The organism is Acinetobacter sp. NyZ410 (assembly GCF_022828975.1).
GTDB classification, from domain to species: Bacteria; Pseudomonadota; Gammaproteobacteria; order Pseudomonadales; family Moraxellaceae; genus Acinetobacter; species Acinetobacter guillouiae.
Genome location: NZ_CP094620.1, coordinates 2,620,551 through 2,634,714, shown reverse-complemented (window position 1 = coordinate 2,634,714; position 14,164 = coordinate 2,620,551). Strand labels below are relative to the sequence as shown.

General features: G+C 35.9%; 13 protein-coding genes and 1 riboswitch. Of the genes, 7 read left to right on the top strand and 6 right to left on the bottom strand.

Annotation, left to right across the window (positions count from 1 at the left end; translation table 11 throughout):
• Positions 1-136: 136 nt before the first annotated feature.
• From MTO68_RS12455 to MTO68_RS12440, 4 genes are all read right to left on the bottom strand, one after another.
• Positions 137-565, bottom strand: a complete 429-nt coding sequence (locus MTO68_RS12455) for a hypothetical protein (RefSeq protein ID WP_244012697.1) — start codon at positions 563-565, stop codon at positions 137-139.
• Entirely contained in the window at positions 562-1,917 is a 1,356-nt protein-coding gene (locus MTO68_RS12450; protein WP_244012695.1) for a phosphatase PAP2/dual specificity phosphatase family protein, read from the bottom strand. The genes MTO68_RS12455 and MTO68_RS12450 overlap by 4 nt, the downstream gene beginning before the upstream one ends.
• Before the next feature lie 91 nt (positions 1,918-2,008).
• Complete coding sequence (locus MTO68_RS12445; RefSeq protein ID WP_244012694.1) at positions 2,009-3,757, bottom strand: bifunctional alpha/beta hydrolase/class I SAM-dependent methyltransferase; 1,749 nt, start codon at positions 3,755-3,757, stop codon at positions 2,009-2,011.
• Between the two features lie 28 nt (positions 3,758-3,785).
• Positions 3,786-4,421 carry a CDP-alcohol phosphatidyltransferase family protein gene (locus MTO68_RS12440; RefSeq protein ID WP_004719997.1) on the bottom strand — a complete coding sequence of 212 codons (636 nt, stop codon included), beginning with the start codon at positions 4,419-4,421 and terminating at the stop codon, positions 3,786-3,788.
• A gap of 158 nt (positions 4,422-4,579) precedes the next feature.
• On the opposite strand from MTO68_RS12440, the gene ybaK reads away from it, so the two are divergent.
• Positions 4,580-5,047: a Cys-tRNA(Pro) deacylase gene (ybaK, locus tag MTO68_RS12435; RefSeq protein WP_244012692.1), complete on the top strand. Its 468-nt coding sequence runs from the start codon at positions 4,580-4,582 to the stop codon at positions 5,045-5,047.
• Between the two features lie 287 nt (positions 5,048-5,334).
• Here ybaK and MTO68_RS12430 read toward each other — a convergent pair whose 3' ends face one another.
• Positions 5,335-5,745 (bottom strand): helix-turn-helix domain-containing protein, encoded by a 411-nt coding sequence (locus tag MTO68_RS12430; protein ID WP_244012690.1) that lies wholly within the window; start codon positions 5,743-5,745, stop codon positions 5,335-5,337.
• A gap of 99 nt (positions 5,746-5,844) precedes the next feature.
• Between MTO68_RS12430 and MTO68_RS12425 the strand changes: the two genes are divergently transcribed.
• The 4 genes from MTO68_RS12425 to aqpZ all read left to right on the top strand — a co-directional run bounded on the left by MTO68_RS12425 (position 5,845) and on the right by aqpZ (position 9,793).
• A complete protein-coding gene (locus MTO68_RS12425; protein WP_034617952.1) occupies positions 5,845-6,681 on the top strand; it encodes an enoyl-CoA hydratase/isomerase family protein in 837 nt (278 codons plus the stop codon).
• A gap of 242 nt (positions 6,682-6,923) precedes the next feature.
• On the top strand, positions 6,924-7,703 hold the full coding sequence (locus MTO68_RS12420) for an APH(3')-VI family aminoglycoside O-phosphotransferase (protein WP_244012688.1): 780 nt from the start codon (positions 6,924-6,926) through the stop codon (positions 7,701-7,703).
• 700 nt (positions 7,704-8,403) lie between these two features.
• A complete protein-coding gene (locus MTO68_RS12415) occupies positions 8,404-8,757 on the top strand; it encodes a YcgJ family protein (RefSeq protein WP_244015977.1) in 354 nt (117 codons plus the stop codon).
• 343 nt (positions 8,758-9,100) lie between these two features.
• A complete protein-coding gene (aqpZ, locus tag MTO68_RS12410) occupies positions 9,101-9,793 on the top strand; it encodes an aquaporin Z (RefSeq protein WP_244012686.1) in 693 nt (230 codons plus the stop codon).
• 222 nt (positions 9,794-10,015) lie between these two features.
• Here the strand turns inward: aqpZ and MTO68_RS12405 are convergent, their stop codons facing one another.
• Positions 10,016-11,335, bottom strand: a complete 1,320-nt coding sequence (locus MTO68_RS12405) for an NAD(P)/FAD-dependent oxidoreductase (RefSeq protein ID WP_244012684.1) — start codon at positions 11,333-11,335, stop codon at positions 10,016-10,018.
• Positions 11,336-11,812: 477 nt separating this feature from the next.
• Between MTO68_RS12405 and MTO68_RS12400 the strand changes: the two genes are divergently transcribed.
• Both MTO68_RS12400 and MTO68_RS12395 read left to right on the top strand, forming a co-directional pair.
• On the top strand, positions 11,813-13,057 hold the full coding sequence (locus tag MTO68_RS12400; protein WP_244012683.1) for a transposase: 1,245 nt from the start codon (positions 11,813-11,815) through the stop codon (positions 13,055-13,057).
• 306 nt (positions 13,058-13,363) lie between these two features.
• Positions 13,364-13,508: riboswitch (yybP-ykoY riboswitch) on the top strand.
• 71 nt (positions 13,509-13,579) lie between these two features.
• A complete protein-coding gene (locus tag MTO68_RS12395; RefSeq protein WP_244015976.1) occupies positions 13,580-14,155 on the top strand; it encodes a TMEM165/GDT1 family protein in 576 nt (191 codons plus the stop codon).
• The last annotated feature ends 9 nt before the right edge of the window (positions 14,156-14,164 follow it).

The following is a 14,164-nucleotide window of genomic DNA, read 5'->3' as shown; positions in this document are numbered from 1 at the left end:
AGAAGAATTTTATAGCATTTCAAGATCTTCACTGCTGAGAAGCTGAGAATTTTCTTGATTTAAGATGATTAAAACCATCATACGATAACAATTGAATATATCAGCTAAAACTGTATCAGTTGAGGTTAAAATCGCTTTAAATAATTCTAGAAATCAAAATCATTAAGACCAGATATTGTATCAATAATAAAGCAATTTGAAGTTTTAAAAGTTTAAAACATCCTGCAAAACGCTGTGACCAATCACGACCTGCTTTGGATGCGGGCATCAATTTCATACTCATTAGGGTTTGATCAAATTGCAGGGTTAAGTTTTCAATAGATTCAGTTTGGGATTCTCGTGCAATCATTTTAATGAGTTGAGCATCAAACTTAACTCTAAATGAGAGGTAGTGATGAAGCCCAGATAATAACAATGTAATGACAATGAACGTCCAAAACTCAAAGGATTGCCAGCCTTTGAACAGGATGGCAAAAATAGATAAGGCAAAAGCCAAATAACCTGAAAGTAATATAGCTGTGGTTACAGACAACAGTTGCGCAACCACATAAAAATTCATTTTCATGGCGCTAAACCTTTCAGTTTTAGATGGTAAATTTCTAATTCTTCAAGTTGAGCTTGTTTTAATACCACCCAAGGGCGAGCTTTACGAATAATGTTTACCATTTCATCAATATTGGCATCTTGGTTTTGTTGAATCAGCCAAGCGGTGAGTACAGCGCTACTTCTTGAATAACCTAAGGCACAAAAAATCAGAATATTTTGGGTAGAGCTTGCTTCAAGCTTTGACATCAAATTATTTAATCGTGCTACGGCTAACTCAAGCTGATTGGCTTGTAATGGAATCAGATCTAGACTGAGATATTGCTGATATGCCGTTGCTTGGTTTAACGGTAACTCAGCAACACAATCAAATATTGCATTGTATTGGTGGTGATCTTGTTGTGTTGGAATTCTTCCAATATAGATTTTTTTAAGTTCATGTTGAATGATGAAAGAATCTTCGGGATGCTTTTTGGTCCAAACACGACTATTAAACCAAGCAAAGATTAAATAAGGCGCAAGCAGTATTTGTGCTGCAACCGTCATTTTGCCATTTTCTTGTTTTTGAAAAAAATGTGGACGTACAAAACTATAGCTATGTGCAACGATAAACAGGCTCACGGCAGGGTAAATTAACCACAGTCCCCATGATCTAAACTCATAAGCTAAGATAAAGAAAATTACTGAACCACATAGGTAATAACTGCCAAGCTTTAAATGTTTTGCTGTTAACAGTTGAAGTCCATCTTTTCTAAATGGGGATTTTACTGAAATTGGAAATAACCATAAGCATAAAGCACCAACCAGTATTCCTGTAGGAAGGTCAATAAAATGATGCTGCCATGTGGTGAGTACAGAGATTCCAATCAGCACACACCAAAAATCGACCAAATATTTCCATGTCCCTGATACATGGCGACGATAGAAATCCCAAAGGATAATCAATAGAACAATATGTAATGAGGGCGCTTGGTTAAAGGGTTTATCGAAGCCCATGAGGACATCAAACCATAGACCGAAAAAACCATCTAAAGGTGGGCGTTCAAAACTAAACTTTAAAGGAAACAGTAAGAAGCAACTAATCGAAATAACTTGCGCTAAAAATAGCCTAAGCGCTTGTTGTTTAAGCTCAAACTTGTTCCAACAAAGCAATAAGGAGAGACCATAAAACAGGTCAATTGACCAATACGGCACAATCGTCCAAGCCCAAAGTGGAATATGCTTTTCCCAAGCAAAGACAATACTTGGGACATCACTCAGACCTGATGCATATTGATTTGCAAAGCCATAAGTGAGGAAAAAGAAAGGCGCAAGAAAAACTAAGCAAAGTACGCCCCATTTCCAAGTCCCAGTTTCTTTGATGAGTGTTTGCATAAAACATCCGTAGATTTTTATTCTATTTAAATTAAAAAATTGGTGACTTAGATTGATTTATATCAAGTCACCAACTGTGAAAGCAGAAATTTTATAGCTTTTGTGCGACTGAGACGGTAAATATTCCAAACTCATCAATACATTGGTCGACCTTTTTAAAGCCAGCAGCTTCAACAAGCGCATCCATTTCCGCTTGAGAGCGTAAACGCATTACCCATGCATCACCTTCACGATGTGAGGTTAGTGCACGCGCAATAAATTCTTGCTGTGGGTGCCAAATTTGACCGGTATAAATCAAATAACCATCTTTAAGGATTGCTTTACTTAAGCCTTCAAGTGATTGACGGAGCAAATCATTGTCAGCAAATAACTCATATAAACCCGAAACCACGGCAAGTGATGGTTTTGGTTTAACAGAGGCCAAAGACTGTGTATCAAATGCATCCGCTTGAACAAATTCAGCGATGTCATTCAGTCCACGTGCTGCAATCATTTGCTGACCAGCTTGTACATTGATATCGTTATAATCACGCAATAAAATCGAATCTGGTCGTTTTGGTAGTTGAACCACAGCATCTAAAATATAACGTCCATGACCAGATGCAATATCCATAATTCTTAATGATTTGCGTTTTTTAATCAGAATATCTGCATATTTCTGAACCAAATGTTCAATGTTCTGTTTACGGACACGGATCCCACGCCAACCAATCGCATTTAAATACTGGCGGTCAATGATTTTGCCTATAGGATTGCTACTTTCAGATTGATTACGATAAACAAAATCTAAAGTACTTCCAGAGTCATAGCCTGTGTCTTCACCAATTTTTAAGCCTTTAGATAAATGGCTACCAATTTTTAGATTCTTTTTGGTGATTTCCCAAAATGCATTCTTCATTGATTTAGCGGGTAATGGTGAACTGAGATCTTCAGCAATAGCACAGCTTGGACCAATTTTGTCCGCATTTAAAACGTCTGGTGCTTGATATTCAACAGCAAAACATTGCTGGATAAATCGGCGTATTTTCTCTGTTGCTAAATGGCGATCTTTTTCACCTAAAGTATCGTGAAAGAAGCCATCTAAAATATGTAATTCTTTTTTAGGATGCGGAAGCTTTTGGTAAAACTCACGTTGCGGTTTTTGAAAAACCACAAAATCTGAACCTGAGCATAACACTTGAGTCGGCACAAAGATATTTTGTGAATCTGCAACAATTCGCTTAGAGGCATCATAGAGTCCAAGCAACATTCTCACCGAAATGGCTTTAGCAATTTTAGGATCAGTATCATAGCTTTGAGCACGTTCTTCATCATGGGTCAGCATTTTGGCTTTAACATAACTTTGGATGAAAAAATTACCGCGAATTTTTTCCATAACTCTTAAACTAGGTTCGGCAAATGGCACATAAAGCTTAATATCAAAAGCAGGGGAAGCGAGACACAAGGCGCGAATTTTAGGCGCATAATCATGTACCCATGTAGCGGCCAATACCGCACCTACACTTTGTGCAACTACAGCAATATTCTTGGCGTCGATACCATAGTTTTCTTCAATATGTTGGACAAAATATTGAATATCTTTTACACATGCTGAGAAGCTAGGTGCATCACCACGTTCGCCAGGGGAATCGCCGTGACCGCGGGCATCCCATGCAAAGAAATCAAAATCACTTAAATTGAGTTCCTTGACCAAATGCGCCATACGTCCTGAATGTTCATGTCCACGATGAAACAGAAGAATGGCTTTTTTTGTTTCGCTCGGTGAGTTGGTTGCCCAATGTTGATAAAACAATTCTGTCCCATCATGACTCTTAAAGGTGTGATGACTGTTGTTATACATACGAATTTACCCTAAATATGAAACTGTTTTATAAAGCTGTTTTTAAGCTATTTTTAATTCGGTTATAGATGGTTAAACTAAGCAGCAGACCAATTAAAATGAGTATGCCATTACAGATTAAGCCGAGAAGTTGTAAATTTGTAGTGAATAATGGCAAGGCGACGATTACGACTGTAATTAGACTAAACCAAAATGCACGGTCACTTTTTCCCATTGGACCGTCATAACGACGTTCTTGCCCAATCAGTGGCGCCATTACGCCAGTGTATTCACTTAGAATTGCAAGGAAAGCAATCAATAACAGTAATTTTGCATTGATAAAGCCAAAAGCAATCAAGCATAGATAGAGTGCTGTGTCCGAAATAACATCACACAACTCATTGTAAAACGCACCTAAGTTGGATTGTTGTTTAAATTCACGGGCAAGCATTCCATCGATGGCGTTGAAAGCCATTCGTAGCAGCATCCACAAGGGAAAGAGCAATAACCACCCATTTACAGCATGATTCAGATAATACTGGTATAGAAAAAAGCTTAAACCGAGCGATATAAACATCGCTAATAAGGTGACTTGATTTGCCGTGATTCCGATATTAAAAAGCTTTTGAACAAAAGGGCGCAGTAAGTTTTGAAATGCTGGTTTTAATTGATAGATTGATGGCATTGTTCTAGTAATATAAGGTATATGACAGGATTTTAATCAAGTTTTCCATGATTTTACAAGTATTAATTTTCATCATTTAAATTTGTATTGTTATTTTAAAATTTATATAAATAGTCCTATAATTCAAATGTCTTCTTAATTTTGATCTTGTTTATTCTATGACGCCTGCTTGCAAAGTTTTAAAATCAAATAAAATTGAATTTTCAATTCATGAATATGAACATGATGTAAATGCAAAAAGTTTTGGCTTAGAGGCTGCTGAAAAATTAGGTTTAAATGTTGAAGAAGTGTTTAAAACTTTGATGGTGACAGATGATAAAAATTATTTTGTTGCCATCCTTCCAGTGAACCATCAATTAAATTTAAAGAAAGTGGCGAGTGCTTTTGCTTGTAAAAAACTACATATGGCTGATCCTAAAGATGCAGAGCGTTTAACTGGATATTTAGTCGGTGGAATCAGTCCTGTAGGTCAAAAAAAGCGTTTAAAAACGGTGATTGATGCTAGCGCAACAGCATTAGCAATGATGTATGTCAGTGGTGGTAAACGTGGTTTAGACATTGGGGTGAAACCTCAAGACTTAGCCAAGGTCTTGAGTGCAAATTTTGTTGATATTGTTGATGAATAAGAAGAGTTTCTTGAGTTAAATTTAAAAAAGCTGTTATTCACTATATTAGTCACAAAAATATTGACTCCACTAAGGCAATAGAACTGAAAATTAAAGACCACGATTACAGTCATTCATTCAAGATATGAACCACCTTTGCGGTGGTTTTTATTGTATAGATGAAAGTGGAACAAAATTAAGTAAGCAAAATAGGTGGTAGTTTTAAAACCTAAATACTCTTTTCCATATTCATCAGATTTTGGACGAACAAGCCAAACTCTCACATTTCTAGCTAGCGACTACACACGTTATTTTAGTGTTATGTCTGATTGCTGGGTGGTCGCTGTGCGAATAACATCATCAGATTGATCATAGCGAGATTGGCACACCTGAATGGTGTCCATATTCTCGACAGTCCAGTCGTAGAGCGCGTTAAAAGGCAATTTGAGTGATTGACCAAGTGGCGTCAAGGCATATTCCACGCCCAGCGTTTTCCCATATATAACGGTGCGTGTCACCATACCATTGCGTTCTAACTTGCGAAGCGTCTGTGTCAATACACGTTGGGTAATACCATCAAGACGCCGTTTGATGGCGTTGAAGCGACGTGGTTCATGTAACACCATCAAAACCAGCATTGACCATTTATCTGCGATTTGATCGAGAATGGCACGGCTTGGGCAGTCGGCACGGTAGATTGGATCGTGATCAGGGTTCATAGGTATGCTCCAAGATACTTAGGATGCTTAAGGTACGTAATTGACACTAAGTATACATAAGATACCATGATTTCACACAGCTAAAATCAAGGGTATATGATGACCATTCCAACTTATTCCACACTTCACATTGAGTATGATCGAGGCGTGGCGACTGTCAGTATTAACAATCCACCAGTTAATGTATTGGATGTTGCATTGATGAGTGATATTCGAGCTTTTCTTACTCAGGTACGTGATGACCCACAAACACGTGTAATCGTGTTCCAAAGCGCCGATCCTGAGTTTTTCATCGCTCATGTAGACATGACCTTAATTGATGAGCCAAACGCTTTTGACCAGTTCGCAAAAGATCTACCTAATGGATTGAATCCATTTCAGGCTTTAGGGGAGATGATTCAGGCACAGCCGCAAGTGACGATTGTTAAGCTCGAAGGCTTGGCGCGTGGTGGCGGTGCTGAATTTGTAGCAGCAGTGGATATGGCATTTGCTGCTATTGGGCGTGCTGGCCTCGCCCAATGTGAGGCATTGATGGGTATTATTCCTGGCGGTGGTGGTACTCAATATCTTTCACAGCGTATGACACGGGGGCGTGCATTAGAAGTAATTCTTGGTGCTGAGCTGATTGACGCTTTGCTAGCCGAACGATATGGTTGGGTAAATCGTGCGCTTCCGGCAAATGAGTTAGACGCTTTTGTTCATCGCATTGCCACAAATATTGCAGCTTTACCTGAAGGGGTCATCGCCGCTGCAAAGAAAGCAATCCCACCTGCGGATTTAAGCGAAGACTTCATTCGAGAGCACAAAGCATGGGCTGGTCTGTTTGCGCGTCCTGCTGCTGAAAAACTCATTCGTGGCGGCTTGCAGGCAGGTGCTCAAACAAAAGTAGGTGAACAGGATTTAGAGCAGCTACTCCGCGATTTATCTGCATCCTGAGGTCTTGCTGCTGTCTATATTCTGCTCTAGCTCATTCCTGATGTTTGCAATCGAGAAATACTGCCCCCCACTTTTTAAGTCTAGCGCAATTTATATAATTGAAAGATGATGACAAAATTTTGAAGTATTGATCATCTATAGGGAATAAGCCATATTTTTGCTACAGTGAACCAAATTAAGATCATCTATTTACTAGGCCTCGCATTTGCGGGGTTTTTAATGCTGAATAAAAGGAAAACTTGATGGAATTGCCCAATATCATTCAACAATTTATTGGAAACAGCGTTTTAGAGCCAAATAAAATTGGTCAGTCCCCATCGGATGTTTATTCTTTTAATCGAAATAATGAAGCTTTTTTTCTTAAGCGATCTAGCACTTTATATACAGAGACCACATACAGTGTCTCTCGTGAAGCGAAAATGTTGAGTTGGCTCTCTGAGAAATTAAAGGTGCCTGAACTCATCATGACTTTTCAGGATGAGCAGTTTGAATTCATGATCACTAAAGCGATCAATGCAAAACCAATTTCAGCGCTTTTTTTAACAAACCAAGAATTGCTTGCTATCTATAAGGAGGCACTCAATCTGTTAAATTCAGTTGCTATTATTGATTGTCCATTTATTTCAAACATTGATCATCGGTTAAAAGAGTCAAAATTTTTTATTGATAACCAACTCCTTGACGATATAGATCAAGATGATTTTGACGCTGAATTATGGGGAGACCATAAAACTTACCTAAGTCTATGGAATGAGTTAACCGAGACTCGTGTTGAAGAAAGATTGGTTTTTTCTCATGGCGATATCACGGATAGTAATATTTTTATAGATAAATTCAATGAAATTTATTTTTTAGATCTTGGTCGTGCTGGGTTAGCAGATGAATTTGTAGATATATCCTTTGTTGAACGTTGCCTAAGAGAGGATGCATCGGAGGAAACTGCTAAAATATTTTTAAAGCATTTAAAAAATGATAGACCTGACAAAAGGAATTATTTTTTAAAACTTGATGAATTGAATTGATTCCAAGCATTATCTAAAAATACTTAATTGTCTTTTTACGTCGCTAAATTTTAAATAAATAAGTGAAGAGAGTTAGTGGAGCCACTGATTTAAAGTTTTATATCACCAATAAATCTAAATTTTGGTTTTTAAAATGAACTTATTTAAAATAACTAAAACTGTTTATTAGCTTAACTTGTGATTTAAGTTTTTTTGAATATAAAATTGTTAATTTATTAGCTTTACAAGTTTATTTAAATTTCATCGTGCAACATTTTTAACTAATTTTATTATCGATGGTATTTTTTTGTCTGCTTTTCTTTTCCTAGTCTTTTATCTATCTGCCAGCCATATAGTATTTTATTAAATTCTTATGGGAAATGACGAATGTTAAATTATCTTAAGAGCTTTAATAATATCAATACTTATTTGATTTTATCGATAATTCTGCTGTTAATCATAATATCTCTAGATTATTTCTAAACTGAATGAATGTTTATAATGAGTGATTCATATTGCTATTGAAATCGCCTTCTCACTTTGAAAGAAGGCGAGGATGAGGGGCTTCTATGTTGATTTATCGTTTTAAAAATATCTTATAAAAGAAGCCTAATGTGTTTTCTTATATAGGTTTAAACATAATTGTTGTATATCTTAAATCTAATTGATCTTATAATTTTCCTTTATTTTTTTGTATTGTTTTGCAGGTTTAAAAGTGAAAATTTCTAAAGGATTATTGAGTCTCATCAGCTATGCTTGTTTAATCATCAGTTTTCCAGTGATTGCTAAAACCAACACAAGTTTAGTTTCACCTAAAAAAGGTGTGATTTGTGATCAATATATCTGTGTAAATAACAAAGGTGTATCAAAATCACTTACGGCTCAATATTTAGGAACCCAAAAAGCGAATAAAGTTTTCTCACAAGGCAATTTTGATCACTCTGCATTTACTTTCTCAAATGGGGTGTTCTGCGATACAAATACAAAACGATGCCATATAGATCGATATTTCGACAATGGACATCGAAGTAAAGTTAATCAAAAGATAACAGATCAGCTTTTTAATAATAAGTAATTCTTTGCCATAAATCGGCTAAAGAGCTTACCCGCAGATGGGCTTTTTGATTGTTCTTAAAATTTTTAGAATGCTGTGTTCTATTAAATAAGATTGTATAAATCTATATACATGTTAATAATTACCAATAGATTTATTAAATCATTCCTTCTTCCCCCTCTGAATTGGAATTTTAATTTGTCTAACAAACCCTTCAATCGAAGGGTTTGTTTTATAAAAATTATGAATTTCGTCATTTCATCAATTACTTATGCTTTTTGTAAAATAATTCATGTTTTTGTTTAAAAATGTGACTTGTTTTGCTAAATTCCGCTTGGATTTATTGAACAGAAAAGTAATGAACATGAATAAATATTTTGCAGAATTTATTGGAACATTTTGGCTGGTTTTTGGAGGGTGTGGTAGTGCAGTACTTGCTGCAGCATTTCCAGAATTGGGTATCGGTTTTGTCGGTGTTGCACTCGCGTTTGGTCTCACTGTACTGACTGGTGCTTACGCATTAGGTCATATTTCAGGTGGACATTTCAATCCCGCAGTAAGTATCGGTTTATGGGTTGGCGGTCGTTTTAATGCAAAAGACTTAGCACCATACATCATTGCTCAAGTCGTAGGCGGTATCTTCGCGGCATTTATATTGTATTTGATTGTACAAGGTCAAGCAGGATTCACTGGTACGGGTGGATTTGCAACAAATGGTTTTGGTGATTTATCGCCTGGAAAATATTCTTTGCTTTCTGCATTAATAATTGAGATTGTCTTAACTGCTATTTTCTTAATTGTAATTCTCGGTTCTACAGATAAACGTGCACCAGCTGGTTTTGCACCTATTGCTATTGGTTTGGCATTAACTTTGATCCATTTAATCAGTATTCCTGTCACCAATACTTCGGTCAATCCTGCACGTAGTACAGCAGTGGCTTTGTTTGCTGAAACGGCTGCACTGAGTCAATTATGGCTTTTCTGGGTTGCACCAATTGTTGGCGCTGTGATTGGCGCTTTAATTTATAAATGTTTTGAGCAAAAAAATTGCCAATAGCATTAAAGATCTTTCATAAATCAAAAAATGATCATGTGGAGTGAATCATATTGGTATTGAAAGTTCTTTCTCCCTTTGGGAGAAGGCTAGGATGAGGGTGCTTTTATGTTGATTAATGGTTTTAAAAAGGACTTATGAAAGAAGTCTATTATCAATGCGCCTAACTCTAGACAACATCATAAAAACCTCCCTTGGGAGGTTTTATCATAGCTGAGATTAGATTTAAATAATTGAAACTTCAGCTAATATTTTTTGAGCTGTTTCATCGCCATTTAAATATGCGCCATGAACCGTACCCGCATATTTCAAGCTACAATGTTCGCCAGCGAAGAAGATTTTTTCTTGAATTGGTTGATGCAACACTTTAACAATATCCTCACTGTGCTTTAGTGAGGGAAAACTAAAAGAACCATAGCTATAAGGGTCGGCACCCCAACGTGTAACGATGAGTTTTTTAGGTGTATGGGGAATATTGTTAAATTGTTTCTGCAAGTTACTAAAAATAAACTTTGATATTTCATTATCCGCTGAATTATCAATAAACTCAGATTGCTTTCCTCCAAACAGCATTAAATAAATTGGTTTTTTATAAATTCCAGATAAGTCTAGAATATTAAAACAACCAAGCTCATTCCAATAGAAATCACTTATCTTGTCTATCGGCATTTTGGATCTAAAAGAAAGTGGTTGTTCTAATTCAAAAAATACTTTATTGAAGGATCCAAATCCAATATCTTGAATAGATTGAGTATAGTGATGAGGTAATGCAGGATCAAACGCGATATGATTTTTCTTTAAAATTCCAAGTGGGACAGTAACCACTACACGGGAACCTATGTAAAAATTATCATTGGAATCAATAATTTTGACATAATCATTTTCACAGATGATTTTTTTTACATCAACATTGAATTGAATGTCGATTTTTTTTGAAAGCACGTCTATAACTTGGGCATAGCCATTGGGAAAAATAACTTCATCACCATCAAAATAACCTTCGTAATTTTTGTAATTTGATGAAAGTAGCTCAAGATTTGTCGCAAATGGGTCATTTGCTATTCGGTTGAAAAAGTTAAATAATAATTGTTTAAGATAATCTTCTGAAAATGTATTACCTGAATAATGTAAAGAAGAAATTATTTCTTCAGTCGCCTTGAGGGCCGATTGCGTTTGTGTTTGAGAAAGTTGCTTTTCTATTTCCTCTACATAAGATTCAAACTCTTGGACTTCTTTGTCAGAAAATAACAACCCATTTTCATGAAAATATTGCGATTTGTCATAGTTAAATACAGTTGTTGCTATATGATTCTCTTGGGTAATTTCCCAGATAGGATTACCTTCAACGCCATGAATCCATGATGCACCTAAATCAAAAACATCAGCATCAGATTGCAATGAATCTATGCGCCCACCTGTGCGAGACCTCGCTTCGAGTATGGTAACTTTTTTACCATTTTCTTGTAATTTTTTAGCGCATGCGATTCCTGCTATCCCAGCGCCAATAATAATAATCGGTAAATTAATATCGCTATGTTCCAACATAAAAATCTATAGCTCAGTTTTGTATCTAAAATTAAGATAATACACCTTATACTTCTCAGATAAAATTATTTGATTTTTATTTTAAAAAAAACAATAAATTATATTTTATCACATTGATTACAGGTTCTTTAGAATGGATGAAACTGTTGAATAATAATCTTTTAATATGAGCTTTTTTTGTTTTCGATAAAAGCGCCAAGTAGGATGAAATTAAAGTCATGCTTATGCGACCAATGCGTGCGATTAAAGGCTCCTATTATTAAAAATAAATATCATATAATCGACTTCTTTCATAAGTCCTTTTTAAAGCCATAGATCATCATAAAATCCCCCTCATCCTAGCCTTCTCCCAGAGGGCATAGGTATCTACACAATTAAATCTATTTAAGTTAAATTGGAGAGCATGCTCTCCAATTTAACATTCCACACTTAGATAACCGATTAGTTAAACGCTACGGACGTCTTGTAAAACTTAATATGAATCCACTTGCTTCATTAGCCCCAGCGCTTAAAGATATTGCCTCTACCCAAAAGACTAGCTTTGCTACAACCCAAGCAGTTTGGCGTTTTTTAAATAACGAAAACGTTTCATTTCAACAACTCAATCAGCCTCTTCAAAAACTTGCGTTTGAACAAATCGCTCTATCGAATCACCACTATGCCTTAGTTGCTCATGATTGGTCTCAACTACAATATTTCAAACATAACAACAAGTTAAATAGATTCAAAAGAACACATGCAAGTGACAAAGGCTATGAATTACAAAGCAGTTTATTAATTGATGCTGAAACGGGTTTACCCATTGCACCATTAGATCAAACTTTATGTGATGCTACTGGACGTTATTCAACATTTACTGATGGGCATAAAATAAAAGAAACCCACTTAAATGCACTATGTGAACAAATCGAACATATTGAGTCTTTACCAATAGAAAAGAAACTCGTACATATTATTGATCGTGAAGGAGATTCAATTGCTCATCTTAGATTATTGAATCAACAAGAACATTTATTTCTTATTCGAGGTAAAGAAGGAAATCGTGTTGAATATCAAGGAGAAGATGTTAAGTTAAGGGAAGTGTCAGACCAAATACCAACTACACAAACCCATACAATTCAATATAAAGGGAATTGCGAACAACTCTATGTTGGTGAAACTCAAATCAGTATTACACGTAATGCAAGACCAATGCAGAAAGATGAAACGGGAAAAAGAGTTCCGCCACAAAAGGGAAAGTCATTAACCGTTCGACTGATTGTAGTTGAAGTTAAAAATAAGCAAGGAAAATCACTTTCTCGTTGGAGCTTATTAAGTAATGTATCATCAGAAATTCTAAGTATAGAATTGGCAACTTGGTATTACTGGCGTTGGAAAATAGAAAACTATTTTAAGTTGTTAAAACAGGCGGGCCATGACATTGAGTCATGGCTACAAACAACGCCACAAGCGATATTAAGACGACTCTTAATTGCAAGTATGGCATGTGTATTAACTTGGCGAATACAGCGAGAAAATGATGAGAAAAATTCAAGAGTTAGAGTCTTTCTAACACGTCTATCAGGAAGGCAACAAAAAAGAGGAACAAGGGAAAGTGCTCCTGCAATTTTGGCTGGTCTGTCAATATTACTGAATACACTACAATTATTATCTGAACATTCGGTGGATGACCTTAAGCTGATTGCTGAAATTGCATTAGAGTCTCTACAAAAAGATGTGTAGATACCAATGCCCAGAGGGAGAAGGGACTTTCAATACCAATCTGATTCACTCAATATGGTCATTTTTTGATTTATTAAGGATCTTTAATTTATTGAATTTAAATGTTTTTTATGAGTGTTTATCGTTTTTAATATTATTTCCCTCTAGCTAAATATATTCATAACTTTGCAATTTTGTTACTGATCAATATTTAAAATATTTTTATAGGAATATGCACTGAGGAGATGGCGTAATCAAACAGGAATGAGTTCTTTTAATTTATCTAAAAAGTATGATTGAAAACTACACTTGATTCTACTAAAATAAAAAAACTTCATTGGGGAGTAGCCGCTTTTTACCTCAGGTAAAAAGGTGATGGTCAACATAATTGCTTAAACTAGCATGGTCATCATAGCAAAGAACCAAATGATCCTCCGATCATAGATTTCTTTTTGTTGGCAAGACCTTTGATTTATGACTCTGCTATGGCTAGCAAGAGTAATAAATCATTGGTAATTATTGCTAGCCAGAGAAATTATTATGATATCTGCTTTCCTAATCTCTCTTGCTGTAGTTGCTTTATCTGAAATGGGAGATGAGACCCAATTACTGGCACTACTGCTTTCTGCACGATTCCGAAAACCTATTCCTATTCTAATCGCTATATTTCTTGCGACACTGGTAAATCATGGTGTTTCTGCCGTACTCGGGCAGTGGATTACGACTGTTCTTAGTCCGACTGTCTTATTGTGGATTGTTTCTCTAGGATTTATTGGGATGGCCGTATGGATGTTAATCCCAGATAAGCTAGATGATGAATCTGGAAGTATCGATAAGTGGCAAAAATACGGTGTCTTTGGCGCAACCTTTGTGCTTTTCTTTTTGGCAGAAATTGGTGATAAAACTCAAATAGCGACTGTGGCATTAGCTGCTCGTTTTGACAGTATCGGCTGGGTAACTGTAGGTACCACCTTAGGAATAATGTTGGTGAATGCTCCAGCCGTATTTATTGGTAATAAACTTGCAGAAAAACTTCCAATTTCACTCATTCATAAAATTGGCGCACTTGTCTTCTTAATTATTGGTGTTGCAGCACTCATTCAACATTACTTTTTCTAATGACAATGA

Bases quoted from the DNA above. Each gene is read 5' to 3' on its own strand.
- MTO68_RS12455 (WP_244012697.1), bottom strand. From the start codon at position 565: ATGAAAATGAATTTTTATGTGGTTGCGCAACTGTTGTCTGTAACCACA.
- MTO68_RS12450 (WP_244012695.1), bottom strand. From the start codon at position 1,917: ATGCAAACACTCATCAAAGAAACTGGGACTTGGAAATGGGGCGTACTT.
- MTO68_RS12445 (WP_244012694.1), bottom strand. From the start codon at position 3,757: ATGTATAACAACAGTCATCACACCTTTAAGAGTCATGATGGGACAGAA.
- MTO68_RS12440 (WP_004719997.1), bottom strand. From the start codon at position 4,421: ATGCCATCAATCTATCAATTAAAACCAGCATTTCAAAACTTACTGCGC.
- ybaK (WP_244012692.1), top strand. From the start codon at position 4,580: ATGACGCCTGCTTGCAAAGTTTTAAAATCAAATAAAATTGAATTTTCA.
- MTO68_RS12430 (WP_244012690.1), bottom strand. From the start codon at position 5,745: ATGAACCCTGATCACGATCCAATCTACCGTGCCGACTGCCCAAGCCGT.
- MTO68_RS12425 (WP_034617952.1), top strand. From the start codon at position 5,845: ATGACCATTCCAACTTATTCCACACTTCACATTGAGTATGATCGAGGC.
- MTO68_RS12420 (WP_244012688.1), top strand. From the start codon at position 6,924: ATGGAATTGCCCAATATCATTCAACAATTTATTGGAAACAGCGTTTTA.
- aqpZ (WP_244012686.1), top strand. From the start codon at position 9,101: ATGAATAAATATTTTGCAGAATTTATTGGAACATTTTGGCTGGTTTTT.
- MTO68_RS12405 (WP_244012684.1), bottom strand. From the start codon at position 11,335: ATGTTGGAACATAGCGATATTAATTTACCGATTATTATTATTGGCGCT.
- MTO68_RS12400 (WP_244012683.1), top strand. From the start codon at position 11,813: ATGAATCCACTTGCTTCATTAGCCCCAGCGCTTAAAGATATTGCCTCT.